At 69.4% G+C, this 26,591-nt stretch carries 26 protein-coding genes, 1 tRNA gene and 1 pseudogene; 11 read left to right on the top strand and 17 right to left on the bottom strand.

The features are described 5' to 3' along the window. Positions 1–28: 28 nt before the first annotated feature. The 6 genes from bchZ to BM228_RS13550 all read right to left on the bottom strand — a co-directional run bounded on the left by bchZ (position 29) and on the right by BM228_RS13550 (position 7,103). Complete coding sequence (bchZ, locus tag BM228_RS13575; protein WP_092041161.1) at positions 29–1,495, bottom strand: chlorophyllide a reductase subunit Z; 1,467 nt, start codon at positions 1,493–1,495, stop codon at positions 29–31. Then, the gene (gene bchY / locus BM228_RS13570; protein ID WP_092041159.1) at positions 1,495–3,039 is read right to left on the bottom strand and encodes a chlorophyllide a reductase subunit Y; all 1,545 of its coding nucleotides are present in this window, start codon (positions 3,037–3,039) and stop codon (positions 1,495–1,497) included. Before bchY ends, bchZ begins: the two co-directional genes overlap by 1 nt. 3 nt (positions 3,040–3,042) lie before the next feature. Then, on the bottom strand, positions 3,043–4,047 hold the full coding sequence (locus BM228_RS13565) for a chlorophyllide a reductase iron protein subunit X (RefSeq protein WP_092041156.1): 1,005 nt from the start codon (positions 4,045–4,047) through the stop codon (positions 3,043–3,045). After that, positions 4,044–4,982, bottom strand: coding sequence for a chlorophyll synthesis pathway protein BchC (gene bchC, locus BM228_RS13560; protein WP_092041153.1), 939 nt, complete (start codon positions 4,980–4,982; stop codon positions 4,044–4,046). Before bchC ends, BM228_RS13565 begins: the two co-directional genes overlap by 4 nt. A gap of 100 nt (positions 4,983–5,082) precedes the next feature. After that, positions 5,083–6,222, bottom strand: coding sequence for a methyltransferase (locus tag BM228_RS13555; protein WP_167367727.1), 1,140 nt, complete (start codon positions 6,220–6,222; stop codon positions 5,083–5,085). Positions 6,223–6,233: 11 nt separating this feature from the next. Further along, positions 6,234–7,103, bottom strand: coding sequence for a polyprenyl synthetase family protein (locus BM228_RS13550; protein WP_092041147.1), 870 nt, complete (start codon positions 7,101–7,103; stop codon positions 6,234–6,236). Positions 7,104–7,213: 110 nt separating this feature from the next. Here BM228_RS13550 and crtD point away from each other — a divergent pair, with 110 nt between their 5' ends. Continuing rightward, positions 7,214–8,749, top strand: coding sequence for a 1-hydroxycarotenoid 3,4-desaturase CrtD (crtD, locus tag BM228_RS13545; protein WP_092041443.1), 1,536 nt, complete (start codon positions 7,214–7,216; stop codon positions 8,747–8,749). Positions 8,750–8,796: 47 nt separating this feature from the next. Beyond that, complete coding sequence (locus BM228_RS13540; RefSeq protein WP_244537141.1) at positions 8,797–9,606, top strand: carotenoid 1,2-hydratase; 810 nt, start codon at positions 8,797–8,799, stop codon at positions 9,604–9,606. A 329-nt stretch (positions 9,607–9,935) separates the two neighbouring features. Here BM228_RS13540 and BM228_RS13535 read toward each other — a convergent pair whose 3' ends face one another. The 3 genes from BM228_RS13535 to BM228_RS13525 are packed head-to-tail and all read right to left on the bottom strand — an operon-like array spanning position 9,936 to position 11,695. Further along, on the bottom strand, positions 9,936–10,448 hold the full coding sequence (locus BM228_RS13535) for a GNAT family N-acetyltransferase (RefSeq protein ID WP_092041144.1): 513 nt from the start codon (positions 10,446–10,448) through the stop codon (positions 9,936–9,938). Beyond that, complete coding sequence (locus BM228_RS13530; protein WP_092041141.1) at positions 10,445–11,122, bottom strand: DUF2268 domain-containing putative Zn-dependent protease; 678 nt, start codon at positions 11,120–11,122, stop codon at positions 10,445–10,447. The genes BM228_RS13535 and BM228_RS13530 overlap by 4 nt, the downstream gene beginning before the upstream one ends. Positions 11,123–11,164: 42 nt before the next feature. Then, a complete protein-coding gene (locus tag BM228_RS13525) occupies positions 11,165–11,695 on the bottom strand; it encodes a hypothetical protein (RefSeq protein ID WP_139234090.1) in 531 nt (176 codons plus the stop codon). A gap of 588 nt (positions 11,696–12,283) precedes the next feature. Between BM228_RS13525 and BM228_RS13520 the strand changes: the two are divergent. Beyond that, positions 12,284–12,661, top strand: a pseudogene (locus tag BM228_RS13520) (IS701 family transposase); the annotation flags it as partial. Here the strand turns inward: BM228_RS13520 and BM228_RS34670 are convergent. Further along, positions 12,655–13,110 carry a hypothetical protein gene (locus BM228_RS34670; protein ID WP_167367723.1) on the bottom strand — a complete coding sequence of 152 codons (456 nt, stop codon included), beginning with the start codon at positions 13,108–13,110 and terminating at the stop codon, positions 12,655–12,657. The pseudogene BM228_RS13520 and the gene BM228_RS34670 sit on opposite strands and share 7 nt — an antisense overlap. On the opposite strand from BM228_RS34670, the gene BM228_RS36105 reads away from it, so the two are divergent. Next, a complete protein-coding gene (locus tag BM228_RS36105; RefSeq protein ID WP_167367726.1) occupies positions 12,991–13,470 on the top strand; it encodes a transposase in 480 nt (159 codons plus the stop codon). The two genes, BM228_RS34670 and BM228_RS36105, sit on opposite strands and share 120 nt — an antisense overlap. Positions 13,471–13,478: 8 nt before the next feature. Here the strand turns inward: BM228_RS36105 and BM228_RS34665 are convergent, their stop codons facing one another. The 4 genes from BM228_RS34665 to BM228_RS13495 all read right to left on the bottom strand — a co-directional run bounded on the left by BM228_RS34665 (position 13,479) and on the right by BM228_RS13495 (position 15,547). Then, a complete protein-coding gene (locus BM228_RS34665; protein ID WP_167367725.1) occupies positions 13,479–13,637 on the bottom strand; it encodes a hypothetical protein in 159 nt (52 codons plus the stop codon). 323 nt (positions 13,638–13,960) lie between these two features. Further along, a tRNA-Leu gene (locus tag BM228_RS13505) sits at positions 13,961–14,047 on the bottom strand. A 34-nt stretch (positions 14,048–14,081) separates the two neighbouring features. Beyond that, the gene (locus BM228_RS13500) at positions 14,082–15,278 is read right to left on the bottom strand and encodes an FAD-dependent monooxygenase (RefSeq protein WP_092041130.1); all 1,197 of its coding nucleotides are present in this window, start codon (positions 15,276–15,278) and stop codon (positions 14,082–14,084) included. A gap of 11 nt (positions 15,279–15,289) precedes the next feature. Continuing rightward, entirely contained in the window at positions 15,290–15,547 is a 258-nt protein-coding gene (locus BM228_RS13495; RefSeq protein ID WP_092041127.1) for a zinc-finger domain-containing protein, read from the bottom strand. A gap of 215 nt (positions 15,548–15,762) precedes the next feature. Here BM228_RS13495 and map point away from each other — a divergent pair, with 215 nt between their 5' ends. From map to BM228_RS13465, 6 genes are all read left to right on the top strand, one after another. Next, positions 15,763–16,590: a type I methionyl aminopeptidase gene (map, locus tag BM228_RS13490; RefSeq protein ID WP_092041125.1), complete on the top strand. Its 828-nt coding sequence runs from the start codon at positions 15,763–15,765 to the stop codon at positions 16,588–16,590. Between the two features lie 6 nt (positions 16,591–16,596). Then, positions 16,597–17,328: a RadC family protein gene (gene radC / locus BM228_RS13485; protein ID WP_092041122.1), complete on the top strand. Its 732-nt coding sequence runs from the start codon at positions 16,597–16,599 to the stop codon at positions 17,326–17,328. Positions 17,329–17,424: 96 nt separating this feature from the next. Continuing rightward, positions 17,425–18,864, top strand: a complete 1,440-nt coding sequence (locus tag BM228_RS13480; protein ID WP_092041119.1) for a circularly permuted type 2 ATP-grasp protein — start codon at positions 17,425–17,427, stop codon at positions 18,862–18,864. A gap of 63 nt (positions 18,865–18,927) precedes the next feature. After that, positions 18,928–19,875 (top strand): alpha-E domain-containing protein, encoded by a 948-nt coding sequence (locus BM228_RS13475; RefSeq protein ID WP_092041116.1) that lies wholly within the window; start codon positions 18,928–18,930, stop codon positions 19,873–19,875. A gap of 22 nt (positions 19,876–19,897) precedes the next feature. Beyond that, positions 19,898–20,725, top strand: a complete 828-nt coding sequence (locus tag BM228_RS13470) for a transglutaminase family protein (protein WP_092041113.1) — start codon at positions 19,898–19,900, stop codon at positions 20,723–20,725. 58 nt (positions 20,726–20,783) lie between these two features. Then, on the top strand, positions 20,784–21,539 hold the full coding sequence (locus BM228_RS13465; RefSeq protein WP_092041110.1) for a proteasome-type protease: 756 nt from the start codon (positions 20,784–20,786) through the stop codon (positions 21,537–21,539). 98 nt (positions 21,540–21,637) lie between these two features. Here BM228_RS13465 and BM228_RS13460 read toward each other — a convergent pair whose 3' ends face one another. Then, entirely contained in the window at positions 21,638–23,401 is a 1,764-nt protein-coding gene (locus BM228_RS13460) for a peptidase domain-containing ABC transporter (protein ID WP_167367724.1), read from the bottom strand. Positions 23,402–23,800: 399 nt separating this feature from the next. Here BM228_RS13460 and BM228_RS13455 point away from each other — a divergent pair, with 399 nt between their 5' ends. After that, the gene (locus tag BM228_RS13455; RefSeq protein ID WP_092041104.1) at positions 23,801–25,156 is read left to right on the top strand and encodes an esterase-like activity of phytase family protein; all 1,356 of its coding nucleotides are present in this window, start codon (positions 23,801–23,803) and stop codon (positions 25,154–25,156) included. A 7-nt stretch (positions 25,157–25,163) separates the two neighbouring features. On the opposite strand, the gene BM228_RS13450 is transcribed toward BM228_RS13455, so the two are convergent. Both BM228_RS13450 and thiG read right to left on the bottom strand, forming a co-directional pair. Next, complete coding sequence (locus BM228_RS13450; protein WP_092041101.1) at positions 25,164–25,790, bottom strand: thiamine phosphate synthase; 627 nt, start codon at positions 25,788–25,790, stop codon at positions 25,164–25,166. Further along, positions 25,787–26,590 (bottom strand): thiazole synthase, encoded by an 804-nt coding sequence (gene thiG / locus BM228_RS13445; RefSeq protein ID WP_092041098.1) that lies wholly within the window; start codon positions 26,588–26,590, stop codon positions 25,787–25,789. Before thiG ends, BM228_RS13450 begins: the two co-directional genes overlap by 4 nt. Between the last annotated feature and the right edge of the window lies 1 nt (position 26,591).

Here is a 26,591-nt window from a genome sequence, read left to right as displayed (position 1 = left end):
TCTCCTCTCAGGGGAACGGAAAGGCGGTTCATGCGGGGATCCCCCCGGCAAGGTCGGCCCGGGCGCGCGCCACATGGGCGGGGGCCACGGCGGCGGATTCGGCGGAGCGGGCGGCGCGCTCGGCGGCGTCGCGCAGGCGCTTGGCGGCGGAGATGCGGGCCAGAACCGGCTGCGCCTCGACCAGATCGTCGAGGGCCGCGCGCGCGGCCTCGTCCCAGGGCAGCTCGCGATGGTGGCGCGCCGGGGTGGCCTCGACCTTGTCCATGTCGCGGGCGAGCGGCAGGATGTGGAAGAGCGTGTCGAACAGGGCGTTGCAGACTTCCTGGACCAGGTAGGTCGCGCCCGCGAATCCCATGAACGGCGTGCCGGTGTGCCGCCGGATGATCGCCCCGGGGAAGGAGGCCGGGATGTAGGTCGCCCGGGCGCCGCACTCGGCGAGGTACATCCGCTCGTTGAACGAGCCGAACAGCACCAGCGGCGGCTTCTCGGCCACGGCCTTGCGCACGGCGTCGTTGTCGGGCTTCAGCCCGGCGGAACGGCTGAACGCGAAGTTGCAGGGCAGGCCCATCTCGTCTTCGAGGAAATGGCGAACGCCGCGGGCGTAGGTCTCCGTGGCGACGATCCCGAAGCTGGCGGTTCCGAAGAAATCCTGGGTGACCGAGCGCCAGAGGTCCCAGACCGGCTTGATCGTGGTGTGGCGCTCGCGCTCGAGGAACGGCTCCGGGTCGAGGCCGAGGATCGCGCCCAGCGAGCGCAGGAACTTGGTGGTCGAGAGTACGCCGATCGGGGCCTGCAGGTAGGGCCGCTCCAGGTCCTCGCAGAGCAGGCGGCCGAATTCCCGGTAGAGGCAGATATTGGCGTCGGCGTTGACGAGCTTGGGCACGTCCGCAAGGTGTGAGCCCAGCGGGAAGGTGAGGTTCACCTCGGCGCCGATCCCCTCCACCAGCCGCCGGATCTCGGCGAGGTCGGAGGGCATGTTGAAGGTGCCGTAAGCCGGCCCGATGATGTTCACCCGCGGCTTCTCGCCGGGCTTCTTCTCGGGCCGGGCCGGGATGCCTTTCTTGGCGAACTTTTTCGCCCCGTATTCCTGCCAGAGCCAGCGCATGGCGCGGTCGGCCGCCTGCCACTGATCCTCGTCGATGGTGCGCGGCAGGAAGCGCTGAAGGCCGGTGCCCTCCGGCGTCACGCCGCCGCCGATCATCTCGGCGATCGAGCCGGTGACGACCACGCTGGGCTGGCCCGGATCGAGGGTGGCGTGGGCGCGCTTCATCGCGCCCTCGGTGCCGTGGCGGCCGAGCTCCTCCTCGGCCAGCCCGGTGACCACGATCGGGAGTTCATGCGGCGGCAGCGCGTCGGTGTAGTGCAGCACCGAAGTGACCGGCAGATTCTCGCAGCCGACCGGGCCGTCGATGACGACCTGCAGGCCCTTGATCGCCGTGAAGACGTAGACGGCGCCCCAGTAGCCCCCGGCCCTGTCGTGATCGAGGATCAGCATCACGCCATCTCCCCGATCGGCTTCCTCGGACCTTCGATCTTCGGACCTTGGCGCCGCTGCGGCACGTCCTGCCAGACACCGGCGGCGTGACCGGTGCCGACGCCCTCGAAGAAATCGCGCATGGCGTCGAAGCGGGGCTTGTTGGCGAGCGCGCCGTTGATCACCCGCGCCAGGGAGCCGGCCCCGGCTGCACCCATCAGCGGTCGGGCCGAGATCAGGTTGGTGAAATACAGGGCGGGCGTGCCGCGCTCCTTGGCCCGCTGCACCACCGGCGTGGTGCCGATGGCGAGGTCGGGCTTCAGAGAATCCAGCGCGTAGAGATCGTCCTCCAGCGAGGCGCGGTACTGCACCTGCGTACCGCGGGCCTCGAGCCAGTCGCGGTCCGCCTCGGACCACGGCGTGCGCGGACAGGCGGTACCGACATACGGGACCTCGGCCCCGCTCTCGATGAGCAGGCGCGCCACCAGCAGCTCGGAGCCTTCGTAGCCCGACAGCGTGATCCGGCCCTTGATCGGCATGGCGGCGAGCGCTCCCCGAATGCCGGGGAGCAGCCGGTTCTTCGCTGCTTCGACGGTGGCCCGGGCCACGCCGCAGGCCTCGCCGATCCGGTCGAGCCAATCCGCGGTTCCATCGACGCCCACGGGGGCGGAGCCGATGACCGGACGGCCTGCCGCCTCGAATTCGCGGATGGACGCGGTATAGAACGGGTGGATCGCCGCGACCGCGGCACAGTCCAGGGCGGCATAGAGCTCGCGCCATTCGCGCGTCGGTACCACCGGCCCTGCCGCTAGGCCCAGCGGCTCCAGCAACGCGCCGATCACAACCGGGTCGGCCGGGAAGACCTCGCCGAGCAGAGCCACGCTCGGGCGCTCCGAACGGCCACCGCGCGGGGTCGCCACCGGCCCCTGCTCGGCCTCGGTGCGGGCCACTTTCAGCATCGCCCCGGCGAGTACGTCCTTAGCCTCGGCATGGGTCGGCACCCCGAAGCCCGGCACGTCGATGCCGATCACCCGGACGCCGTCGATCTCCTTTGGCAGCAGGCGGAGCGGCACACCGGAGGCGGTCGGCACGCAGAGATTGATGACGACGACGGCGTCGTAATCCTCCGGCTTCGCCGTGGCGTGGACCGCCTCGCGGATGTCCTCGAACAGCTTGCCGGTGACCAGCGTCTCCGAGTTGAACGGCACGTAGCCGACGCTGCGCCGGGCGCCGTAGAAATGCGACGTGAAGGTCAGGCCGTAGACGCAGCAGGCGCTCCCTGAGAGGATCGTGGCGGTCCGGCGCATGCGCAGGCCGACGCGCAGCGACCCGAAGGCCGGGCACATGCTCTGCGGCTGGTCGTGCGGACCCTGCGGGTAGTCTTTTCGCAGTTGCTCCAGCGTCTCAGACATCCCGGCCGCTTCGGCGGCTTCCCGCATCGCGTCCTTGCCGGAATGGCAGCCCTGCCCGTCGCCTTTGGTGGCGTCGAGGTTGATCGCCTCGGCCGTCGGGGCGGCTGGGCGGGTACGAGCCCGCAGATCGGCGATGTCGAGTGAGACAGCCATGCCCTAGTCCTCGTCGTAGACGACTTCGAGGGACGGCTTGGTCACGTGGGCGACGCCGCACATGTCCTCGTGGGTGGCCGGAACCAGCACCACGTCGCGGCCGGTCGTCTCGCTGGAGAACAGGCCGAGCAGACCGTCCTGCGTCAGCGGCGTCGGCCGGTGCGGCGCGGCCTCCGCGACATTGGCGGCCAGCTCCGAGAACAGGCTGCCCCAACGGCTCTCCGGCCGGCCGATGATCTCGTAATTCGCGCTCTTGCGGCGGATGTCGTCGTCGGCCGGGATCGAGGCCAGGACCGGGATGCCGGCGGCTTCCGCGAAGGCCTGCGCCTCGCCGGTGCCATCGTCCTTGTTGATCACCAGTCCGCCGACGCCGACATTGCCGCCGAGCTTGCGGAAATACTCCACCGCCGAGCAGACGTTGTTGGCGACGTAGAGCGATTGCAGGTCGTTCGAGCCGACGACGATGACCTTCTGGCACATGTCCCGGGCGATCGGCAGGCCGAAGCCGCCGCAGACCACGTCGCCCAGGAAGTCGAGCAGGACGAAATCGAAGCCCCACTCATGAAAGCCGAGCTTTTCCAGCAGCTCGAAGCCGTGGATGATGCCCCGACCGCCGCAGCCGCGCCCGACCTCGGGTCCGCCGAGCTCCATGGCGTAGACGCCGTCGCGCTTGAAGCAGACATCGCCGATCGCCACCGGCTCCCCGGCGAGCTTCTTCGTGGTCGAGGTCTCGATGATGGTCGGGCAGGCCTTGCCGCCGAACAGCAGCGAGGTGGTGTCGCTCTTCGGGTCGCAGCCGATCAGCAGGACCTTCTTGCCCTGCTGGGCCATCATGTAGCTTAGATTGGCCAGGGTGAACGACTTGCCGATGCCGCCCTTGCCGTAGATCGCGATGATCTGCGTCTCTTTCTTCACCGGGGCGGTCGGGACCGCATTCGGCGCGATCGCCGCCTCGGCGCGGAGCTGGGTGGCCTGGTCGAGAGTGGCCTTGTTGAGCTGAACGTTCACGCGGCGTCCCTCCAGTCGAGGATCATCTTCAGGCAGGCGGGATCGGCGAAGGCAGTCCGGTAGGCGTCCTGGGCCTGTGCCACCGGGACGCGATGGGTGATCAGCCCGTCGAGGGAGAGCCGGCCGCCGTCGATCAGCGCCGTGACGGCGGCGAGATCCTCGGGGCGGAACTCGGCCGAGATCCGGATCCGGGCTTCCCGCATGAAGGCCGGCGGGAAGGCGAAGGACAGGGGCGCCTCGTAGAAGCCGGCGAGCACGATCTCGCCGCCGGGCGCCAGGCGGGCGATCAGCCCGTCGAGGCCGGAGGCATCGCCACTGACATCGGTGATCACCGCGTAGTCGCGCCGGGGATCGTCGTCGGGCGCCAGGACCGTGTAGCCGGAAGTGCCCGCGCGGCGGGTGGGGTCCAATTCCCAGACGGTCGGCTCTGCGCCAGCCGCCAGGGTCAGGCGGGCCAGGAGCCGGCCGAGCACGCCATGTCCAACGATTAGCGGGGTCGCACCGGGGCGGAGGCCACCGAGCGCCCTGTAGGCGGTGGCTGCCAACGCGATCAGGCAAGCCTTGTCGCCGAGGGCAGCATCCACCGGCACGAGGCGGACGGCCGGCGCGACAAGATGCGAGGCGGCACCGCCGAACAGGCCGCGGACGGTACCGAAGCAGCGGGCGCCGGGGACGAATACCGTTTGGCCAACCCGGACCGGCGCGTCGGCGCCGGCTTCGACCACCGTGCCGACCGACTCGTAGCCGGGCACCAGCGGGTAGCCCATCCCGGGAAATGGCGGCATGCGGCCGGACCAGAGGAGGCGCTCGGTACCCGTGCTGATCCCGCTCCAGGAGATCGCCACGAGCGCATCTGCCTCGCCGGCCGGTGTCAGGGGCAGGCGACTAAGCGCCAAGTGCTCCGGACGTTTGAGGATGACGGCGAGCGCGTCCATGACTGGAATGTTCCGCCCGATGTTCTCGCGACTCTCTGCGATGCGGAGCCGCTATGTGTCATCCTAGATAGACACATTGCTTCGTCAAGTCATTCTTACACTAATGTGCCTCTTTCTGAGCCACGATCAGGCGGGTCAGAAGCGGTCGGCGCGTCGATCGCTCTCTGGATGCAGTGAATCCGGCTTCGCGAAGCAGGGCGTGCAGCTCCTCGGCGCGGCGTGGCCGGCCCGAGCCCATGGCGAGGAGGTAGAAGCCGAAATACGCGTCGCCGACCGGCTCGGCGTCCGGCGTACCGGCCATCGGCTCGGCCAGGATCAGGGTCCCGCCGGGGGGAAGCGCCGCGTGCGCGGCCCGGAGCAGGGCCAGCGCCGGGCCGTCGTCGTGGTCGTGGACGATGCGGATCAGCGTGATCGTGTCGGCGCCCACCGGCAGGCCGTCGTGGAAGCTGCCGCCCCGGCAGGCGATGCGGTCGGGCAGGCCTCTCTGCGCGAGCCGATCCCGGGCGCGATCGGCGACGGCGGGCAGGTCGAACAGCGTCAGGCGCAGGGCGGCGTGCCGGGCCGCGACCGCCTCTAGGAACGCGCCCTCGCCGCCGCCGACATCCATCAGGTGCCGGCTCCGGGACAGGTCGCAGGCATCGAGCACGTCGTCGGCGATCAGCGCCTGCGAGGCGCCCATCAAGCCGCCATAGGGGGCGACCGACGCGGCATCGGCGGTCTCGCCGGCCGCGTAGGGCCAGTAGCGCGCGAGCCGGGTCGGCCCCGCGGATCCCCGCAGGAGCGTCACCGGATCGGCGAGATCTGCGTAGAGCAGCGCGTGGTGCTCGACCATCGCGGCGATGCCGGGATTGCCGGTGAGCGCGGCGCCGAGATCGGCGAGGCCGAAGCGCTCGCCGGGCAACGCCCGGACGAGGTCCAGGGAAGCGGCGGCGCGCAGCAGGCAGCGCGTGTTCTCCACTGGCAGATCGAGACGGCGCGCCAGCGCGTCGAGCGTCAGCGGCCCGTCAGTCAGGATCCGGAATAGGTCGAGCCGGACGCAGGCCGTCAGCACCTGCGCGTAGACGAAGCCGGCGCAGAGATCGAACAGCGCTCGCGTGTTCTTCCGGGCGATGCGCCGCGTCAGCGGGAATCCCGCCGCCCAGCGCTGGAAGCGCGGGCTCGCCACCAAGCGGTTGCGCCAGCCGAGCCAGCGATCGCGCAGGGAACCCGGCGCGGCCAAGGCCGGTCCGGGGCCGGGCACCGAGCCGGCGGTCAGGCCGCCACCGCGCGCAGGCTCGCGGGCAGGAACAGCCGCGCCTGCACCTCGATCTCGGCTTTCAGCTCGGCGATGCCCGGGCAGGCCGGGATCGCCGCCACTGCCTCGCGGGTGAGCCGGCCCAGGCGCTCCAGGGCGCCGTCGGTACCGAGCAGGGCGGCGGCGTTGGGGCGCCCGAGGGTAGCGTCCCGGCCGGCAGGCTTGCCGATTTCCTCCTGGCGGCAGGCGACGTCGCGCAGGTCGTCGGCCACTTGGTACGCCTCGCCCAGGCACTCGCCGAGACGCCGCCAGGGTTCCGGATCGGAGCCCGCGGCTGCTGCCCCCATCACGGTGGCGGCGGCGAACAGGGCGCCGGTCTTGGCCTGCTGGTAGTCGCTCAGGCTGATATGCTCTTCGGATTCCCAGGCCTGACCGGCGGCGATGCCGCTGGGCGAGCCAGCGGCGCGCCCGAGCAGGCTGACCAGGCGGCCGAGCCGCACCGGATACGAGCCGGCGGCGCGGGCCAGGGTCTCGAAGGCGAGGACGATCAGAGCATCTCCGGTCAGCACCGCGATCGGCTCACCGAAGGCGATGTGCACGGTGGGTTTCTGCCGGCGCAGGGGGGCGTCGTCGAAGCAGGGCAGGTCGTCGTGGACTAGGGAGGCGCAGTGCAGCAGCTCGATGGCGGCGGCTGCAGCCTCGGACCCGCAGGGGTCGTCGTCGCCGCAGGCGCGGGCCACGGAGAGGCACAGGCGCGGGCGGATGCGGTGTCCGCCGGGGAAGACAGCGTAACGCAGGGCCTCGGCCAGGAGGGGCGGCGCGCCCGGCGCCTCGGCATAGGCCACGGCGCGATCCAGCGCCCGTTCGATCCGCCGGCCCGACTCCATGACGCGCCTCCCGTGTTATCATCGGTTGTCAGCGAAAAGTGTCATTTCTTATTGACACTTTGCGAGCTGATGATCAATCCCGTTCCGAGGCGATGGAGGGCGGATTGAGCGTGGCGCAGGATCGCGTCGTGGTGATCGGGGCCGGAATCGGCGGCCTGGCTGCCGCCTTACGGTTGGCGCATGCCGGGCTGGCGGTCACGGTGGTTGAGCGCGCGGCCCGGCCCGGCGGCAAGATGGCGCGCGTCCGGGTCGGCGAAACCTTCGTCGAGACCGGCCCGACCGTCTTCACGATGCGGTGGATCTTCGAAGAATTGTTCGCCGATTGCGCCGCTCGCTTCGCAGAGCATGCGAAGTTATCGCCCGCCAGCCTCATCGCCCGCCACGCCTGGACGCGAAACGAGCGGCTCGACCTGTTCGCCGATCCCGAGGCCTCCGCGGCGGCGATCGACGCCTTCGCCGGCCCCCGGGAGGCCGAGGGCTACCGCCGGTTCTGCGCCCGGTCGGCCGAGATCTACCGGACCCTGGAGGGGCCGTTCATCCGGGAGGGGCGGACCAGTCCGGCCGGGCTGGCCCAGCGAGTCGGGCTGTCGGGGCTCGGCGACCTGTGGCGGATCCAGCCCTTCGCCACCCTGTGGTCGTCTTTGGGCACATTCTTTCGCGATCCCCGGTTGCTGCAGCTGTTCGGGCGCTACGCCACCTATTGCGGCGCCTCGCCGTTCACCGCACCGGCCACCCTGATGCTGGTGGCCCATGTCGAGCAAGCGGGGGTCTGGACCGTGGAGGGCGGCCTGAGCGCGCTGGCCCGGGCGGTGGCGGATCTCGCCGCGGAGCGCGGGGCGACGTTCCGCTACGGGGCGCATGTGGACCGGATCCTCACCGAGGGCGGCCAAGTCTCCGGACTCATGCTGGCCGATGGCGAGACGATCCCGGCCCAAACGATCGTCTGCAACGCCGATGCGGCCGCCTTGGGCGCCAGTTTGTTCGGCCCCGAGGCGGCGCCGATGGGCGAGCGGCTGGCGCCGGCCGAGCGCTCGCTCTCCGCCGTCACCCTGTGCGCGAATGCGGTGGCGGACGGCTTCCCGCTGTCCCACCACAACGTGTTCTTCTCGGGCGACTACCGGGCCGAGTTCGACACGATCCTGCGCCGGCGCCGCCTGCCTGACGACCCCACCATCTACATCTGCGCCCAGGACCGGACCGAGGCGGGCCCGGAGCCCAACGGGCCGGAGCGCCTGCTGATGCTCGTCAACGCCCCGGCTGACGGCCGGGAGCGCCCGCTGACGCCCTCGGAGATCGAGACATGCGCGACGAATCTGAGCCGCCGCCTGGAGGCCTGCGGTCTGACCTTGGGGATGGCCTCGCCCCCGGTGGTGACCGATCCGGCGGGGTTCGAGAAAAGATTTCCGGGGAGCGCGGGGGCGCTTTACGGCCGGGCGCCGCAGGGCTGGGCCTCGACCTTCAAGCGGGCGGGCGCCCGGACCGCCCTGCCCGGCCTGTACCTGGCGGGGGGCTCGATCCATCCCGGCCCGGGCGTGCCGATGGCGGCGCAATCGGGCCGGCTGGCGGCGGCGGCGATCCTGCAGGACCGCGATTCGACGGCCCGGTCGCGCAGAACGGCTATGCGTGGTGGTATGTCGATGCGGTAAGCGACGACGGTCGCCAGGGGCTGACGATCATCGCCTTCATTGGCAGCGTGTTCTCGCCCTATTACGGCTGGAGCGCCGACAAGGACCCCTTCGCCCACTGCGCCATGAACGTGGTGCTGTACGGCGACCGCAGCCGCTTCGCCATGACCGAGCGCGGCGCAGGCAGCCTGTCCCGAAGCCGGCATTCCATCGCCATCGGCCCGAGCGCCATGGAGTGGGACGGCACGGCCCTGACCATCCGGATCGACGAGCGCGGTGCCCCCCTGCCCCGGCGGATCCGCGGCACGGTGCGGCTCCAGCCGCGGGGCTTCACCCCCGGGCCGTTCCAGCTCGATCCCGGCGGCCGGCACCGCTGGTGGCCGATGGCCCCGTCCTCGCGGGTCGAAGTCGATCTCGAGCAGCCCGGTCTCCGCTGGACCGGCAGCGGCTATTTCGACACCAACGACGGCGACGAGCCCCTGGCCTCGGCCTTCACCCGCTGGACCTGGTGCCGGGCCGATCTGCCGGACGGCGCCGCGATCCTGTACGACGTGCGCCACCGCAACGGCGGGGGCCAGAACCTGTCCCTGCGCTTCTCCCACGACGGCAGCCGCCGGGAGATCCGCCCGCCCCTGGCCGCGACCCTGCCGACCACGTCGTTCTGGCGCATGCCCCGGGAGACCCGCAGCGACGACGGCCGCTCCCGAGTGCTCACCACCTTCGAGGACACGCCGTTCTATTCGCGCTCCCTGCTCGCCTCCACGCTCTGCGGCGAGCCGGTGCGCGCGGTCCACGAAAGCCTGTCGCTCGACCGCTTCCGCAACCCGCTGGTGCAGCTGATGCTGCCGTTCCGCATGCCGCGACCCTATGCGGGGTGATTGTTTTTGGGGCGGGGAGGCGTTCAGTGCGGGCCGGTGCCCGATAACCCATCCCGTCGTGAATTCGATCGCCCTCGATGGGCGGTTCACAGCAATCTTCAAGTCGTGCCGGATCCCTCAACACATTACGACCAAGTCATCAGCTGCGAATCTCCCACCCGCCCCCTCATCCTGAGGTGCCGCAGCGAAGCGGAGACCTCGAAGAAGCCCTCCAGATAGCTCAGCGATCCCTGGAAGCCTCCTTCGAGGCTGCTGCGCAGCACTTCAGGAGGAAGGCGTGGGTCGGAGTATCCGTGAAGTTTTCGATGCAGGGGGCGAAATTCGGCGGGCTAGCCTGCCAACACCAAGCGCATCCAAACTTCATCGTAGTATCGACCCTCGATCTTCAGCGCACGCTCTTCCAGCCCGTAACGCTCGAATCCGGCCCGGGTGTAGAGACCCATCGCCTGCTCGTTGGACGCCCCAACCGACAAGGTCAGTTCCTCGACCACCGCGGCGGCGTGCGCGATCACCCGGGCTAGCAGCACGGACCCGAAACCCATGCCTCGGGCTTCCGACCGGACATACATCCCCCAGAGCATCCCCTTATGTCGGGTCTTGATCGCCTGCGGAATATGGAGCCCGGCAACACCGTCGAGACCCGATCGACCTGCTCGGCGAACGCCGAAGACGATTCCGCTATCGAGGCGTCGCGCGGACTCTTCGAGACTGAGGCTCGTCTCGTCCTCGTAGGAGGCGCCGAAGGCCTCGGGATGCCTGCGCAGGCCGTGGAGCCGGATCTCGCGAAAGTCGGCCGCGTCCGCCGCGCCGAGGCGCAGGACGGCGAAAGGCGCTTCGGTCATGCCGACATCGAGGCTTCGGCCAGCGTACGCCCCCGGGCCGCCGCCAGCACCTTGTTGGCGGGGACATGGACCCACGCGTCCCCATCCGGCGCCGGCCCTGCTTCGAGCCAATCCCCGACGATCCGGTAGCCGAGCGTATAGCCGAGCCAGCGCGGGTAGCGCCCGCCGCGCCCGTAGAACCAGGCGGCGTGATTGTGACCCGTGTCCGCGAGTGCGGCGGGATCGGGCCGGTTCGCTTCCAGCACGGCGTCGGACACGGCCGATTCCCACGGCTCGGGCGGCGTGCCGAACAGGTGGCTGACGAACCGGCCGGCCAAGCCTTCGCTGACCAGGGCTTCGCCGAGCGTCGCGCCGTAGCCCGGGCCAGCCATGCGCAGGCAATGATGGACCTCGTGCACCACCGTCCTGCGGATGTCGCCGTTGCCGAGCGAAGTCGCGAAGTTCGGGTTGTCGGGATCGAGAGTCAGCGAGAACAGGCTCGGCCGATAGGCGCGCCCAGCCGTGCCGGTCTCGGGAATCGTCTCGCCTGGGCGGCGTTCCACGAGGATATCGAGGGACGGCAACGGCAACACGCGCGCAATGGCGTCGCGGGCGACCGCGATCTCCGCTGCGACGGTGTCCCGCCAGGGCAGCAGATCGCCTGAGGCCTCAAGCCAATGCACATGCCAGGACATCGCAGAGCCTTGTCCAATCGTGAAGGATCGTTCGAAACGCGTTTACAGCCGGCCGAGCGTCTTGGTCTGCGATTCCTGAAGGCTCTTCCAGAGCGAGACGCCCTTCGACCAGGACGGCGTGTCTTCGATGCGAGCGGATGCGGGATCCTGGGCATAGGCTTTTGATTTCTCCAGCTCGCTCCAGGCTTTGACGAAGTGGTTGACGACCGGGTTGTCGGTTTCGACGCTCAGGGCGGCACGGCCCTGGTGCCGCTCCTTCGCGAGGCCTTGATACTGAACCTGCGCCGCGGCGCGCCTCTGCGCCCAGTCGAGGGAGGCTTTTTCCTCCGGGCCGGCGCCGTCCAGCACGGTGATCGCCGCCTTGGCGGCCGCCGCCGCGTCGGTGCCGCGCGGGTTGGCGGCCTTGGACGCACGGGCCTCGATGGACGCGACCTCGGATTTGGCCGCCTTTACCTCGGTCGCGGAGAACAGACTGCCGTGATTCGTGGCGATGGCGTAGAGCGCGCGGCGGTCCAGATTCTGGATGCGGATGGTGCCGTGCCAATCCTGATCGGTGGTGGCGGCATCGGCCACCTTGCCGAGCTTCTGATAGCCGGCATTGAGAAACTTCCGGGCGTCGACGGCGACCTGCGAGAAGGATTTCTTGTCCGTGTCCGTCGTCGTGGTCGATTGCGTGGCGGTCGTCCGGCTGCGCCGATCCAAAGTTGAAGGCGTGGACGTTTTCGTCGTCTCCGCGGGCGGATGATAGGAGCTGCCGACGTATTTCAGGTACGCTGAAAACACGATGATTCTCCCGCGAACAGGTTTTGTCTATCAATAAGCTGAGGCCAAGATAAGCCTGAGGAAAATGCCCAGCGCCGCTTGGCGAATAATCAGACGGCGGAATGATTTTTCAAAGAAATTGTTGAGGTTGTTATCTGAGAACTTGAGAGCATCGGGGCACGACGTGGCGCCGGTGTCAAGACAAACGCCCCACCGTCATTGCGAGCGCAGCGAAGCAACTTAGGGAAACGCAACACTTGGAGATCGCGCGCCGCCCTAGGTTGCTTCGCAGCGCTCGCAAGGACGGTGTGGGGCGCCCTTAGCCGGCTCTGGGGCTGAGAGCCTGTTTGAGGTCCTCTGCTGACCGTCCCCATCTGTCTCGTGTCGCAACACAAATACTATTGCGAGCTGGCCGACCTCGCTGGCGTCGACGACGACCAGACCGGCGTGTGGACGCGCGGCCTGCTGATCCGCCGGAGCTTGGCTGACGGCGAGCGGGCCTACTTCACGACCTGCTGCCCGGCCGGCACGCCGATCGCGACCCTGGTGGCGGTCGAGGGCCGGCGCTGGACGATCGAGGACGCGTTCGAGACGGCCAAGTCCGAACTTGGGCTCGCTCACAACGAGACCCGCTCCTGGCATGGCTGGCACCGGCACGTCAGCCTGGTGATGATGGCCTTCGCCCTGCTGGCGGTGATCCACCATCACGCCAACGCGCCGCCCCCAAAAAGACGAGCCAGGACGAGATCACGCCCCCCAAGGCGGCGCGCTCACTGATCCGCTGGTCGGTCCAGGAGATCCGCCGCCTCGCCGTGCGGCTGGCGCAGCGGCGCATCCAGCCCGCCCACGTCATCGCGTGGTCGCTCTGGCGACGTACGCATCAAGCGGCTGCCCAAGACGCCCATCTCAAACGTCGAGCGTCGGACGACAAAGGGGGTCACCGCCGTGAGCCCAGCAAAATAGGCCGACGACGGAAAAGCCAAAAAACGCAACTGTAATGCTACGGCTGGTTCCGGCGCTGGATCGATAAGGGCCTGTTCGAGAGCCGGAGGCGGGCTCTGGTCCGTCGGCAGCGACGGCGCTGCGGCCGGTGTCCCACGCCGCGGGTGGCGATCATCGACGCACAAAGCGTCCTGTGCATCGGCGTACGCGGGCCGCGCGGCTACGACGGAGCCAAAAGGCTGGTCGGGCGCAAACGCATGGCCCTGGTCGATGCCGAGGGTCACATCCTGGCGATGGCCGTGGTGCCGGCCAACGTGCAGGATCGCGACACGCTGTCGGCCCTCGATGATGGCAAAGAGCAGTGGCCCAGCCTGTCTCTGGCCATTCTGGATGGCGCCTTCCGGCCGAGCGCTGCCGGGAGTGGTGCCATATCCCCGGCATGCGCCACCGCGTCGTCGAGAAGGAACCCGATCAGACGGGCTTCGTCGTGCTGGAGCGGCGCTGGGTGGTCGAGCGCACCTTTGGCTGGCTCGGCCACTGGGGCGGCTGGCATCCGTGCCAGCCGTCGCCAGTACACTGACCGCCGAACGCGCGGCGGCCTCGCTCGAACTGGTCCAGCTGATCGCCAGGCACGTCCGAGTTGAGGTGTCGCTTATGCGACGAATATTCGGATGAAGTCCGCACAAGCGACGGCCAACAAAAACAGCATGCCCCAGCCTAAGGTTCGGATCTGGCGTTCCGCCTCGGAGGCCTTCGCTTCCAACGCGACGATACGCAGCCGCAGCCATTGCACCTCCTCTTCGGGGTTCATTGTGAGCTCCATCTCTGGGGTTGCAACGTCCGATGGTCGGCAGCGTGAGTCGGCTGTCCATCCATCCCGGCGGTACCAGTCTGACCAGTCCATCATCCGACGATGCGAGCCGACCGCTCATAACGGTTTGGTTGCAGGTTCGAAGCCCGCTCCCTCCGCCAAGTCATACGGACGCCAAGTCTTGCGGATGCCAAGCTGGCGCCCGTCAGCACGCTACCTTGACAAGGTAGGAGTCACAGGTTCGAGGCCGCTTGCGCGTCCCGTGCGAGGGGCTACCGTTACCCCGGTCGGTGAGGCCGGATATTCACAAGCCTGCCAGGTGTTGGTGCGGACGGCGGGACTCGAACCCGCACGGCCTTGCGGCCGCAAGATTTTAAGTCTCGTGCGTCTACCGGTTCCGCCACGTCCGCATGGGCCCCTCGGTAGCGGCGCCAGCGCGCGTGATCAAGCGGGGGGCGTCCAGCCGTAGAGCCAAGCGTAGCGGTCGCGCATGCCGTCGGGGCCGAGGCGGGCCATCACGGTGTTGCGGGCGAAGCTCAGGAGGCGGCCGGCATGGTAGGTCCGGCCGTTGGAGCGCGCCGCCCACTGCACCCGCCGCACCCGGGCCGTCCGGGCGGCGGAATAGGCGGCGAGCGCCGCGGAAACGTCGGCGTGGTCCGCCAGGGCGCGGCTCAGCACGGCGGCATCCTCGATCGCCAGACCGGCCCCCTGTGCGAGGTAGGGCAGGACCGGGTGCGCCGCGTCGCCGAGCAGCGCCACCCGGCCGGCGGCCAGAGGACGGGCCACGGCCCGGTCGGCCAGCGACCAGACCAGCCAAGAATCGGGCAGGCTCAGCAGATCGCGCAAGGGGCCGGCGCAGCCGCGCAGATGCGCGCGCAGGACCGCCGGCTCGCCCAGCCGCCCCCAATCCTCGTCGCCCACCGCCTCGGGCACCACCGCCACGACGTTGAGGAAGCGGCCGCCCCGCACCGGGTAATGCACAACGTGCCGGCCCCGGCCGAGCCAAAGGCCCGTGGCCGGGCCCTGCAACGCCTCGGGCACCGCCTCGCTCGGGATCAGGGCGCGCCAGGCCGCCGCCCGGCCCGGTCGCAGCGGCGCCGCGTCGAGATGGGCGCGCAGGCGCGAGCGCAACCCGTCGGCGCCGATCACCAGGTCGAACGGCAGGGCCTGGGCGCCGCCGCTGCTCTCGGCGGTGAGGACGGCGCCGGAATCGGTCTCGGCCAGGCCGGTGATGTCGCGGCCCATCATCAGGCGGATCGCCGGGCGGCTGCGCAGGGCGTCGAGCAGCAGGGTCTGCAGGTCGGCCCGGTGGATCACGTAGTAGGGCGCGCCGAAGCGTTGCTGCGCCGCCGCGCCGAGGGCGACGCCGCCGATCCGCCGGCCGCTGTCGAGGGCGCGCACCTCCACCGAAGGCGGCTCGCTCGCCGCCCGGCGCAGGGCCGCCGAGAGGCCGAGCTCGGCCAGCACCCGGCTGGCGTTCGGGGAGATCTGGATTCCGGCCCCGACCTCGCTGAAGCCGGTGCGGCGCTCGATCACCGTGACGGCGTGCCCGGCATCCGACAGGGCCAGGGCCGCGGTCAGACCGCCGATCCCGGCCCCGACGATTCCGATCTCTAGGGGCGTTCGACTGTCCGAGGGCAAGGGAGGGTGTGCTACTCCGCGGCGATGGCGGCGGCGTCGTGCCAGACGCAGGCCTGCGGATCGGCCTCGTCGGCCTTCAGGCCGGCGCGGTAGCGATAGAGCGTCGAGCAGTACTGGCAGATGATCTCGGTGTCGGCGCCCATGTCGAGGAACACGTGCGGGTGGTCGAACGGCGGCAGCGCGCCGATGCACATGAATTCCTTCACCCCGACCGCGATCACCGGCACGCCCGGCTCGTTGTGGAAGTGCGGTACCGCCTTGCCTGCCATACGGCCCTCGCCTGCCCCGCACCCGTCCGCGCGGGCGAATCTGCCCGGGCGCTCCGGGGCACCTCGCGGCCGCTTATGCCGCCAGCCCCGCGGCCGGCGCAAGCCTCCCCGGCTGCGTGACGGTGTACCGCCGGGCGCTGGCGGCTTGGCCTGCCGCGCCCCGCACCGTACATAGGTCGAACAACCGATTTACGACGCCGCAAAAAGTCTCGACGATGCAACAGGAACAGGCCACTGCGCAGGGCACGCGCCGCGCGCCGGAGCCGCCGATCCACGGCCCGGAGGGATTCGAGGGCATGCGCCGGGCCGGGCGCCTGACCGCCGAGGCCCTGGACGTCCTGATGGAGGCGACGCAGCCCGGCGTCACCACCGAGGAGCTCGACAAGCTCGCCTACGAATTCGCCATGGATCACGGGGCCTATCCGGCCTCGCTGCTCTATCGCGGCTATCCGAAGTCGATCTGCACCTCGATCAATCACGTGGTCTGCCACGGCATCCCGAACGACAAGCCCCTGCGCGAGGGCGATATCGTCAACTTGGATTGCTGCCTAATCCTCGACGGCTGGCACGGCGATTCGAGCCGGATGGCCTATGTCGGCGAGGTGCCCCGCAAGGCGCAGCGCCTGTGCGAGATCACCTACGAGGCCCTGATGCGCGGCGTCGCGGCGGTGAAGCCCGGCGGCTCGACCAACGATATCGGCCGGGCGATCCAGACCTATGCCGAGAGCGAGCGCTGCTCGGTGGTGCGCGACTTCTGCGGCCACGGCCTCGGGCGGATCTACCATGACGCGCCGACCATCCTGCACTACGTCGAGGCGAGCTACGACGTGCCGCTCAAGCCCGGCCAGTTCTTCACCATCGAGCCGATGATCAATCTCGGCCGGCCGGCCGTGAAGGTCCTGGGCGACGGCTGGACCGCGGTGACCCGCGACCGGTCGCTCTCCGCCCAGTTCGAGCACACCGTGGCGGTGACCGAGACTGGCGTCGAGATCTTCACGATCTCGCCCAAGGGGCTGCATCAGCCCATCAACCCCGCGGCCTGACCAGCCGTGGCGCCGGAGGACGGCACGGCGGGGTTGTTCGCCGAGAGCGCCGTTCCGGCCGCCAAGGAGCCGCCGCATTATCACGGCCACCGCGACCGCCTGCGGGAGAAGTTCGCGGCGGTCGGCGACGCCCTGCCGGATTACGAGTTGCTGGAACTGGTCCTGTTCCGGGCGATTCCCCGGCGGGACGTGAAGCCGCTCGCCAAGGCGCTGGTTGCCCGATTCGGCAGCTTCGCCGAGGTGCTGAGCGCCGAGCCGGCCCGGCTGATGGAGGTCGAGGGCGTGAGCGCCGGGGTCGCCGCCGACCTCAAGGTGATCGAGGCCGCGGGGCGGCGGCTCGCCCGGGGGGCGCTCCGCGAGCGCGACCTGCTCAATTCATGGAGCGCGCTCCACGACTATCTGCGCACCACCATGGCGTTCGCGCCGCGCGAGGAATTCCGCATCCTGTTCCTCGACAAGCGCAACCACCTCATCGCCGACGAGGTGCAGGGGCGCGGCACGGTCGACCACACGCCGGTCTATCCCCGGGAGGTCGCCCGCCGGGCGCTGGAGCTCTCGGCGACCGCGATCATCCTGGCCCATAACCATCCGTCCGGCGACCCGGCCCCGTCCGCGGCCGACGTGGCGATGACCCGCGAGATCGTCTCGGTCTTGGCACCCCTGAAAATTGTGGTTCACGACCATGTCATCCTTGGTCGAAACGGACATGCCAGTCTGAAAGGGCTCAAGCTGTTCTGATCTTCCAGCCCACTTGAGCGTTGTCGACCGCGCGTATAGCGCTCGAACGATGGCGCGCCTCTTGCCTGAAGAGCGGGAGCGTGAGGGAGAATCGGAATGGCGTTGACGGCCTTCGACGAGATGAACGGGATCGGCACCGGCGCCGCCGATCCGGCCGCCGTCCGCGACGCCTACGGCAAGCTGAAGGCCTGGCTCGAGACCACCCCCCCCGAGCATTTCAACACCCGCCGGAGCCAGGCCGAGCTGCTGTTCCGCCGGATCGGCATCACCTTCGCGGTCTACGGCGACAATGAATCCACCGAGCGGCTGATCCCTTTCGACATCATCCCGCGGGTGATCACCAAGCCGGAATGGGATTTCCTGGAGCGCGGGCTCAAGCAGCGGGTGACCGCGATCAACCTGTTCCTGAAGGACGTCTACGGCGCCCAGGAATGCATCAAGGCGGGCATCATCCCGGCCGATCTCGTCTACCGGAACGCCCATTACCGCATGGAGATGCGCTCGTTCCGGGTGCCGCACGACCTCTACGTCCACGTGGCCGGGATCGACATCGTCCGCACCGGCGAGAAGGATTTCTTCGTCCTCGAGGACAATGCCCGGATCCCGTCCGGGGTCTCCTACATGCTGGAGAACCGGGAGGTGATGCTGCGCCTGTTCCCGGACCTGTTCTCCAAGCACCGGGTCGCGCCCGTGGAGAACTATCCGGACGCCCTGCTCGCGACCCTGCGCAGCTTGGCTCCGGGCTCGGCCACCCGCGACCCGACCGTGGTGCTGCTGACCCCCGGTCGTTACAACTCGGCCTTCTACGAGCACTCATTTTTGGCGGACAAGCTCGGCGTCGAGCTGGTGGAGGCGTCCGACCTCTTCACCAAGGACGACGTGGTCTACATGCGGACCACCGAGGGGCCGCGCCGGGTCGACGTGATCTATCGCCGCCTCGACGACGACTTTTTGGATCCGCTGGTGTTCCGCCCCGATTCGGTGCTTGGCGTGCCGGGCCTGATGAACGCTTACGAGCGGGGCTCGGTGACGCTCGCGAATGCCGTCGGCACCGGCATCTCGGACGACAAGGCCGTCTACAGCTACATGCCGGAAATCGTAAAATTCTTCACCGGCGAGGAGCCGATCCTGCACAACGTGCCGACCTATCGCTGCCGCGAGAAGGAGTCCTTCGCCTACGTGATGGACAACCTGTCCGAGCTGGTGGTGAAGGAGGTCAACGGCTCGGGCGGCTACGGCATGCTGGTCGGGCCGCATGCGAGCAAGCGCGAGATCGAGGATTTCGCCAAGAAGCTCCGGCACGCCCCGGACGGCTTCATCGCCCAGCCGACCCTGTCGCTCTCGACCTGCCCGACCTTCGTGGCCTCCGGAGTGGCCCCGCGCCACGTGGACCTGCGGCCGTTCGTGCTCAACGGCGCCGACCAGATCCGGATCGTGCCCGGCGGGCTGACCCGGGTCGCGCTGAAGGAAGGATCCCTGGTCGTCAATTCCAGCCAGGGTGGTGGTACGAAGGACACCTGGGTGCTCGACGCGTAAAGGTACAGACGCTCCCCTCATCCAGACGCGCCGCCTGCCGCCGAGCCGATCCGAGTCGCAAACATGCTGTCCAGGACTGCCGACAACCTCTTCTGGCTCTCGCGCTACGTCGAGCGCGCCGACTTCGTCGCGCGCATCCTCGACGCGGCGCACCGGCTGGCCTCGTTGCCCACGAGCTACGGCGGCGGCGAGACCAACGAGTGGGACTCCGCCCTCGCCTCGGCCGGCGACCCGGACCTGTTCAAGCCGCATTACAGCGTGGTCAACGCCGACACGGTCTGCGACTTCCTCGCCTTCAGCCCGCACAACCCGTCCTCGATCCGCTCCTGCATCGAGGCGGCCCGCGAGAATGCCCGCTCGGTCCGTACGGCGCTCACCACCGAGATGTGGGACGCGATCAACGGCGCCTGGCTGGAGCTGCGCAACTACGCCGGCAAGGACCTCAGCCGCGACGAGTTCGGCCGGTTCCTCGATTGGGTGAAGACGGTGTCGCTGACCTTCGACGGTTCGGCCTTCCGGACGATGCTGCGCAACGACGCGTTCTGGTTCACCCGGCTCGGCACCGCGATCGAGCGGGCCGACAACACCGCCCGCATCCTCGACGTGAAATACCAGATCCTGCTCCCGCAGAACGAGACGGTGGGCGGCAGCCTCGACTACTTCCAGTGGACCACGATCCTGCGGGAAGTCTCGGCCTTCAACGCCTATCACTGGGTTTATCGCGAGAGCGTCAAGCCGCTGCTGGTGGCCGACTTGCTGATGCTGAACAAGCAGATGCCGCGCTCGTTCGCCAATTGCTACGGCGTCATCGTCGAGTATCTCGACCTCATCGCCGACGCCTACGGCCGCCGCGGACCGAGCCAGCGCTTGGCCGGCAACATGCTGGCCAAGCTCGAGAGCGAGGATATCGACCGGGTGTTCGCCTCCGGGCTTCACGAGTTCGTCGAGGCGTTCATCGCCGAGAACAACAAGGTGGGCGAAGCCATCGCCAAGCAGTATCTGGTCGGCTGAACAGGACGGACAGGCCCGGCGCATGCGCATCCGCGTGGTCCACGAGACCATCTACACCTATGAGCAGCCGGCCCGCGGGCTGGTGCAGGTCATGCGGCTGACCCCGCGGGATCATGACGGGCAATATGTCCGCACCTGGCGGATCGACACCTCCATCGACGGGCGGCTCACCGCCCGCGAGGACGGGTTCGGCAACATCGTCCACTGGTTCACCCCGGACGAGCCGGCGGACGCCCTGACCATCCGGGTCACCGGCGCGGTCGATACCGAGGACACCCATGGAGTGATCCGCGGAACGGTTGAGCGGCTGCCGGACGCGTTCTACCTGCGGGACACGGATCTCTGCGCCACGAGCGCGGAGCTGCAGGTCTTCGCCGAGCGGGTCGCCACCGACGGCGACGGCACGGCGCTCGCGGTGCTGCACCGCCTGCGCAACGCCGTGCCCGAGGTCGTGGCCTACGAGGCCGGGCCGGCCGCCAACGCCGTGCCCGCCGCAAAAGCCTTCGCCGCCGGCAAGGGCGTCTGCCAGGACCTGGCCCACGTCTTCATCGCCGCCGCCCGCCATCTCGGCATCCCGGCCCGCTACGTCGCCGGCTATCGCGCCCGCGACGATGGCGAGGCCGATGTCGAGGCGCCGCATGGCTGGGCCGAGGCCCTGGTGCCGGATCTCGGCTGGGTGGCGTTCGACCCGTGCTACGAGAACGCGTACTCGGACGGCACCATCCGGGTCGCCACGGGGCTCGACTACCTGGGCGCGGCGCCGATCCGCGGCAGCCGTACCGGCGGCGGCACCGAGACACTGGACGTCAAGCTCCGCGTCGAGCAAGGCAGGGGCGCCGCTCAATCCTGATTCCCAAGAGACCGGCCTTCGGCACCAGCCGGGGGCCTTCCGCGAGAGCCCGAAAGCCATGACCTACTGCGTCGGTGTCCTCGTCGAGGAGGGGCTCGTGATGGTCGCCGACACCCGCACCAATGCGGGGCTCGACGACATCTCGACCTACCGCAAGCTCCACCACTTCAACGTGCCGGGCGAGCGGGTGATGATGCTGGCTTCGGCCGGCAACCTGTCGATCACGCAATCGGTGCTGAGCCTGCTGCAGGAAGGCGTGCCCGGCGACGAGGGCGAGCCGGCCCAAAAGCTGATCGAGGCGCCGACCATGTTCCAGGCGGCGCAGCTCATCGGCCGCGCCATCCGGCGGGTGCGGGCGATCGAGAAGGACGGGTTCGAGGCGGCCAGCATCCGGTTCTCGATCTCGCTGCTGTTCGGCGGCCAGATCGCCGGCGAGGACATGCGGCTGTTCCTGATCTACTCGGCCGGCAACTTCATCGAGTGCAGCACCGACGCGCCGTTCCTTCAGATCGGCGAGCACAAATACGGCAAGCCGATCCTCGACCGCGCCGTGAAGTTCGAGAGCGACCTCTACGACGCCCTGAAGGTCAGCCTGGTCTCGATGGATTCGACCATGCGCTCGAATCTCGGCGTCGGCCTGCCGATCGACATCGCCGTGGCCCGCCGCGGCGCCCTCGACCTCGAGGTGAACCACCGGATCGAGGCCGGCGAAGGCTACTTTCACGATCTGCGCGAACGCTGGTCTGCGGCACTCCGGGCCGCCCACCGGGCGATCCCGCGCCCGCCCTACGGGCCGGCGGCGAAGCAGGGTTAGAGCATCGTCTCGAAAGGTGGTTTCCGGCTTTCGGAAAAAGACGATGCAGAACCGAAGCCCTAGCGCATCATCCTGGGCCCGGTGCCTGGGACTATGTGCTAGATCGCGGGCTCCGGCTCCTTCCCGGTCTCGACCATCGAGCGGGTGTAATCCTCCCAGAGCGCCGCGTAGAGCGGCACCGTTCTGAGCAGATCCTCGTGTCGGCCGTCGCCGAGCAGGCGGCCGCCGTCGAGGACCAGGATCCGGTCGGCCTGACGGGCCGCCGCGAGGTGGTGGGTCACGAGGATCAGCAGCCGCTCGCGGCCCCAGACGGTGAGGTTCCGCTCCAGCGCCAGGGCGGCTTCCGGATCGAGGAAGGCCGTCGGCTCGTCGAGGAGCGCCACCGGCGGGTTGCGGATCACCGCCCGGGCGATGGACAGGCGCTGGCGCTGACCGCCGGACAGGGTCCGGCCGCCCTCCCCGAGGTGGGTTTCGAGCCCTTCGGACAGGCTCTCAACCAGCGCCCGCAGCCCCGCGAAGTCCAGTGCCGCGTCGAGGGCCGCAGCGTCCGGGCGCTGGCCACCCAGGTTCTCGCGCACGCTTCCCGAGAACAGCACCGTATCCTGGTCTACGGTCCCGATCCGTCCCCGCAGCCACCGGGGATCGTAGTCCCGCAGATCGGCGCCGCCGATCTCGACCCGGCCGGTATAGTCCCGCTGCAGGCCGAGCAGGATCCGCAGCAGGGTCGACTTGCCCGAGCCGTTGCGGCCGACGATGGCGACGATTCCGCGCTCCGGCAGTGTGACTCTAATGTCGTGCAGGGCCGGCCGCGCGGCGCCCGGATAGGTCAGCGAGACCCGATCGAGCCGGATGCCGCCGGGGCCGATTTGCCGGACAGGCGGGTGGCGGTTCGCCCGCTCGCGCGGCAGAGCGAGGAAGCCGCCGATCTCCCGGAGCGCGACGTTCACCTCCTGGGTCATGCGCAGGATGTCGGCGCTGCCGAGCAGCGGGCCGGTGATCCGGGCCGAGACCACCTGGATCGCAAGGAACTCGCCCACCGTCAGGTGCCCGCCATAGATGCGCCAGCAGCCGACGCCGATCACCAGCAGGGTCATGGCCCGGGAGACCGCCTGCGACCGGAGCCCGTAACGGCGCTGCAGATCCATGACGGCGCTCAACTCGGCGAGCGTCGTGTCGGTGACCGTAGCCCAGCGCCGCATGCGCCCTGCTTCGAGGGCGAGCGCCTTCACCGTGGGCAGGCCGTTCACGCTCTCCGCCAGGGTGCCATCGCGAACGCCCAGTGCCGTGTAGAAGGCTTTCGCAGATTTCCAGACGCCGCTGATCTGGTTGCTCGCAATCACGATGATGACGGGCGCTGCGAGGACGAGCACGGTTCCGACGAACAGGTCGTAATGGAAGACGAGGGCGAACGCGACGAGCGCGCCGCCGGCATCGATCACTGTGTTCGGCACCTGATGCAGGACGAAGTCTCGGATCTTCGTGATCTGCTGGAAGTGATTCAGGACGTCACCGGACTTGAAGCCAGCGCCGTCGATCCGCACCCGCAGCAGATGCGCAAAGACCCGGCGCGACATCCGGCGGTCGAGGAAGACCGCGAGCGCGATGATCAGGCGACCTCGGAACGCGGTGAGCAAAACCTCTGCGCCGATCGACAGGATGGCGAGGACCGCCAATCCGAGCAGCGGCAGGTCGGCCCGCCCCGCCACGATCGCGTCGACGATCCGCTGAGTCGCCACCGGGAAGACCAGCCCGACGCCGTAGCCGGCCGCGATGGCGAGCAGCAGCCGGACGACCTGTCCCCGGCGCAACGCGAGGGCGCGGGCGAGCCAGCGCCAGCCAAAAGACGATCGGTCTGCCCGCAACGCCACCCTCGGAATCGGGGCGCGGATTGAGGCATACATTCTTGGCGCTGACGACCCATCCTCTGGCAGATGGAAAGGCCCTCCTCTCGGATGCTCGGGAGCTGCCGGGGCGCCGGAGCGCCGATCGTGTCATCCCGGGGTCGCGCAGCGGAGCCCGGGATCCAGAATCGCAGGTGGAGCAGGCTCTCTTGCACCGTCGCCGGCTCTAGATTGCCGCCTCCGGCGCCCCTTTCGGTGCCCGAGGCGCGCGGGACGATGGCGCGCACGCGGAAGCGGGCGCTTCACGGCCTGCACGTGGCGTTGTGCGGACATCATGGGTGTGGGGGTCATTCAGCAGTGTCACCGACGTGACGCATGGCTCTGCCATGTGGCGGACCTTCCTCGCTGGATCCTGCCACGATGCGTTTGCCCTGCTTTCCGGCCCTGTTCGTCGCGACCTGTCTCGGCCTCATCTCGGGCGCATCCGCCGAAACACTCTTCCCAGCCACCTTGGCGGGCCATGTCGTCCTGCCGGCCCTGAGCTTCGTTGCGCCGCCCGCCGATGTGCCGGCGGACCTGAAGGTGACCGGCAAATTCACCACCGGCCGGCGGGTCGATCAGCCCGGCACCGTCGAGATCCTGGATGACGGCCGGCCCACCGGCGTGAAGCTGCCCCTGGCGGGCGTCCCGCTCCAGGGCCATTCCGGCATCAAGCGGATGCCGGACGGGACGTTCTGGGTGATCACCGATAACGGCTTCGGCGCGAAGGCGAATTCGCCGGACGCCATGCTGTACCTCAACCATTACCGCATGAACTGGAAGGCCGGCACGGTGGAGCGGCTGGGCACCGTGTTCCTGCGCGATCCCGACGAGCGCGTGCCGTTCCGGATCGCCAACGAGGCGACCGCGACCCGCTACCTGACCGGGTCCGACTTCGACACCGAGAGCTTTCAGTTCGTCGGCGACAAGATCTGGATCGGCGACGAGTTCGGCCCCTACCTGATCCGCGCCGACAAGACCGGCCGGGTCGAGGCGGTGTTCGAGACCCAGCTCGACGGCAAGGTGCTGCGCTCGCCCGACCATCCCGCGGTAACGACGCCCGGCGCCCCGGGCGGCACGGTGGCCTTCGACATCCGCCGCTCGAAGGGTTTCGAGGGCATGGCCGCCTCGCCCGACGGCAAATACCTCTATCCGCTCCTCGAAGGGCCGGTTTGGGACGCCGACAAGAAGGCGTTCGAGCAGGATGCCGAGGGCCACGCCTTCCTGCGCATCCTCGAATTCGACGTCGCCGCCGCGCGCTGGACCGGGCGCTCTTGGAAATATGTGCTTGAGGCCAACGGCAACGCCATCGGCGACTTCAACCTGATCGACGCGACCCACGGCCTCATCATCGAGCGCGACGACAACGAGGGCACCACCGAGCGCGCCTGCCCGGCCGGCGAGAAGCGCCCGGACTGCTTCGCGACGCCGGCCAAGTTCAAGCGGGTGTTCAAGATCGAGATGAGCGAGGCGAATGTCGGTGGCCCGGTGCGCAAGATCGGCGCGATCGACCTGCTGCACATTGCCGACCCGCAGCATCTCGCCCGCAAGCCGCTGACCGACGGCGCCCTCGCCTTCCCGTTCTTCACCATCGAGAACGTCGACCGGGTCGATGCCACGCACATCATCGTCGGCAACGACAACAACCTGCCCTACTCGGCCAGCCGCGACCCGGCGAAGGCGGACGACAACGAGTTCGTGCTGCTCGAAGTCGGGGACTTTTTGGCGGCCCAGTAGCGGCCGATCACGCGGCCCAAGCGGCCAGGAAAGCACGGGCCGCAGCAGCGGGGTCGGCCGCGCGCATCAGCCCGCCCATCACGGCGATGCCGGCTGCGCCCGCGTCCCGGCACGCGGGAACCCGATCCGGCGTGACGCCGCCGAGCGCCACGACCGGCAGGCCGGCGCCCCGGGCCGTGGCGATGCCCTCCGGGCCGAGGGCCGGGCCGTAGCCGGGCTTGCTGGCGGTGGGGTAGATCGGGCTCAGGGTGATGTAGTCAGCGCCGGCCGTGGCAGCGATCTCCGCCTCGGCGTGCGTGTGAACCGAGACGCCGATCAGCGCGCCAAGTCGCAGAACCTCGCGCGCCGCGGCAATCGCCTCTGGCCCGCTTCCACCACCGAGATGCACGCCGTCTGCACCGAGCGCCTGGGCCAGCGCCACATCGCCGCCGACCGTGAGGAAGGCGCCGGCCGCGCGCGTCCGGGCGGCGACATCCGCGCCGAGCCACGACCGCGCTTCCGGATCCAGATCGCGGTCGCGGAACCAGACCCAGCGGACGCCGCCGTCGAGAACCGCCTGCACGGTGTCGGCCAGGGGACGAGACTGCCCGTGCCGGTCCGTCACCGCGAGCAACCGCGACGGCAGCGGCCTCACGAGCCGACGAGGCCGAGTTGCGGGCTCGACGGGTCGGCCCGGCCGCGGCGCGGGATCCGGCCGGCGCAATAGGCGTCGCGGCCCGCCTCGACGGCGCGGCCCATGGCGCGGGCCATCCGCACCGGGTCGTCGGCCTTGGCGATGGCGGTGTTGATCAGGCAGGCGGCCGCGCCGAGCTCCATGGCGATGACCGCGTCGGAGGCGGTGCCGATACCGGCATCGACGATCACCGGCACGCCGGCCCGGCGGCAGATCAGCTCGATATTGGCCGGGTTGGCCACCCCCATGCCGGAGCCGATCAGCGAGCCCATGGGCATGATTGCGGCGCAGCCGAGATCCTCCAGGCGCTGGCAGACCACCGGATCGTCGTTGCAATAGGGCAGGACCACGAAGCCCTCGTCCACGAGGTGGCGGCAGGCTTCGATCAGCTCGGCCACGTCCGGGTAGAGGGTCTCCCGGTCGCCGATGACCTCGACCTTGATCCAGTTGGTGTCGAGCGCTTCGCGCGCGAGCTCGGCGGTCATGATCGCGTCCCGGGCGGTCTCGCAGCCGGCGGTGTTGGGCAGGAAGCGCTTGCCCTTGAGGATGCGCACCGTGTCGGAGCCGTGGCCCTGAAGCGAGACTCGGCGGATCGAGGCGGTCACCACCTCGGCCCCGGAAACCGCGACGGCGTCGCGCATGATCGCCTGGGTCGGGTAGCCGGCGGTGCCGATGAAGAGCCGCGAGGACAGCTCCACCCCGGCGACGGTGAAGCGATCCGCCTCGGCGCCGGGACGCAGCGGCGTGACGATCTGGTCCATG

Source organism: Methylobacterium pseudosasicola (genome assembly GCF_900114535.1).
Taxonomy (GTDB): domain Bacteria; phylum Pseudomonadota; class Alphaproteobacteria; order Rhizobiales; family Beijerinckiaceae; genus Methylobacterium; species Methylobacterium pseudosasicola.
Note: the sequence above shows the minus strand (reverse complement) of the source record. Positions and strands in the feature narration are given on the sequence as shown.

Bases quoted from the DNA above. Each gene is read 5' to 3' on its own strand.
- bchZ (WP_092041161.1), bottom strand. From the start codon at position 1,495: ATGCTGATCCTCGATCACGACAGGGCCGGGGGCTACTGGGGCGCCGTC.
- bchY (WP_092041159.1), bottom strand. From the start codon at position 3,039: ATGGCTGTCTCACTCGACATCGCCGATCTGCGGGCTCGTACCCGCCCA.
- bchC (WP_092041153.1), bottom strand. From the start codon at position 4,982: ATGGACGCGCTCGCCGTCATCCTCAAACGTCCGGAGCACTTGGCGCTT.
- BM228_RS13550 (WP_092041147.1), bottom strand. From the start codon at position 7,103: ATGGAGTCGGGCCGGCGGATCGAACGGGCGCTGGATCGCGCCGTGGCC.
- BM228_RS13535 (WP_092041144.1), bottom strand. From the start codon at position 10,448: ATGACCGAAGCGCCTTTCGCCGTCCTGCGCCTCGGCGCGGCGGACGCG.
- BM228_RS13530 (WP_092041141.1), bottom strand. From the start codon at position 11,122: ATGTCCTGGCATGTGCATTGGCTTGAGGCCTCAGGCGATCTGCTGCCC.
- BM228_RS34665 (WP_167367725.1), bottom strand. From the start codon at position 13,637: ATGAACCCCGAAGAGGAGGTGCAATGGCTGCGGCTGCGTATCGTCGCG.
- BM228_RS13495 (WP_092041127.1), bottom strand. From the start codon at position 15,547: ATGGCAGGCAAGGCGGTACCGCACTTCCACAACGAGCCGGGCGTGCCG.
- map (WP_092041125.1), top strand. From the start codon at position 15,763: ATGCAACAGGAACAGGCCACTGCGCAGGGCACGCGCCGCGCGCCGGAG.
- BM228_RS13480 (WP_092041119.1), top strand. From the start codon at position 17,425: ATGGCGTTGACGGCCTTCGACGAGATGAACGGGATCGGCACCGGCGCC.
- BM228_RS13475 (WP_092041116.1), top strand. From the start codon at position 18,928: ATGCTGTCCAGGACTGCCGACAACCTCTTCTGGCTCTCGCGCTACGTC.
- BM228_RS13470 (WP_092041113.1), top strand. From the start codon at position 19,898: ATGCGCATCCGCGTGGTCCACGAGACCATCTACACCTATGAGCAGCCG.
- BM228_RS13465 (WP_092041110.1), top strand. From the start codon at position 20,784: ATGACCTACTGCGTCGGTGTCCTCGTCGAGGAGGGGCTCGTGATGGTC.
- BM228_RS13455 (WP_092041104.1), top strand. From the start codon at position 23,801: ATGCGTTTGCCCTGCTTTCCGGCCCTGTTCGTCGCGACCTGTCTCGGC.
- thiG (WP_092041098.1), bottom strand. From the start codon at position 26,590: ATGGACCAGATCGTCACGCCGCTGCGTCCCGGCGCCGAGGCGGATCGC.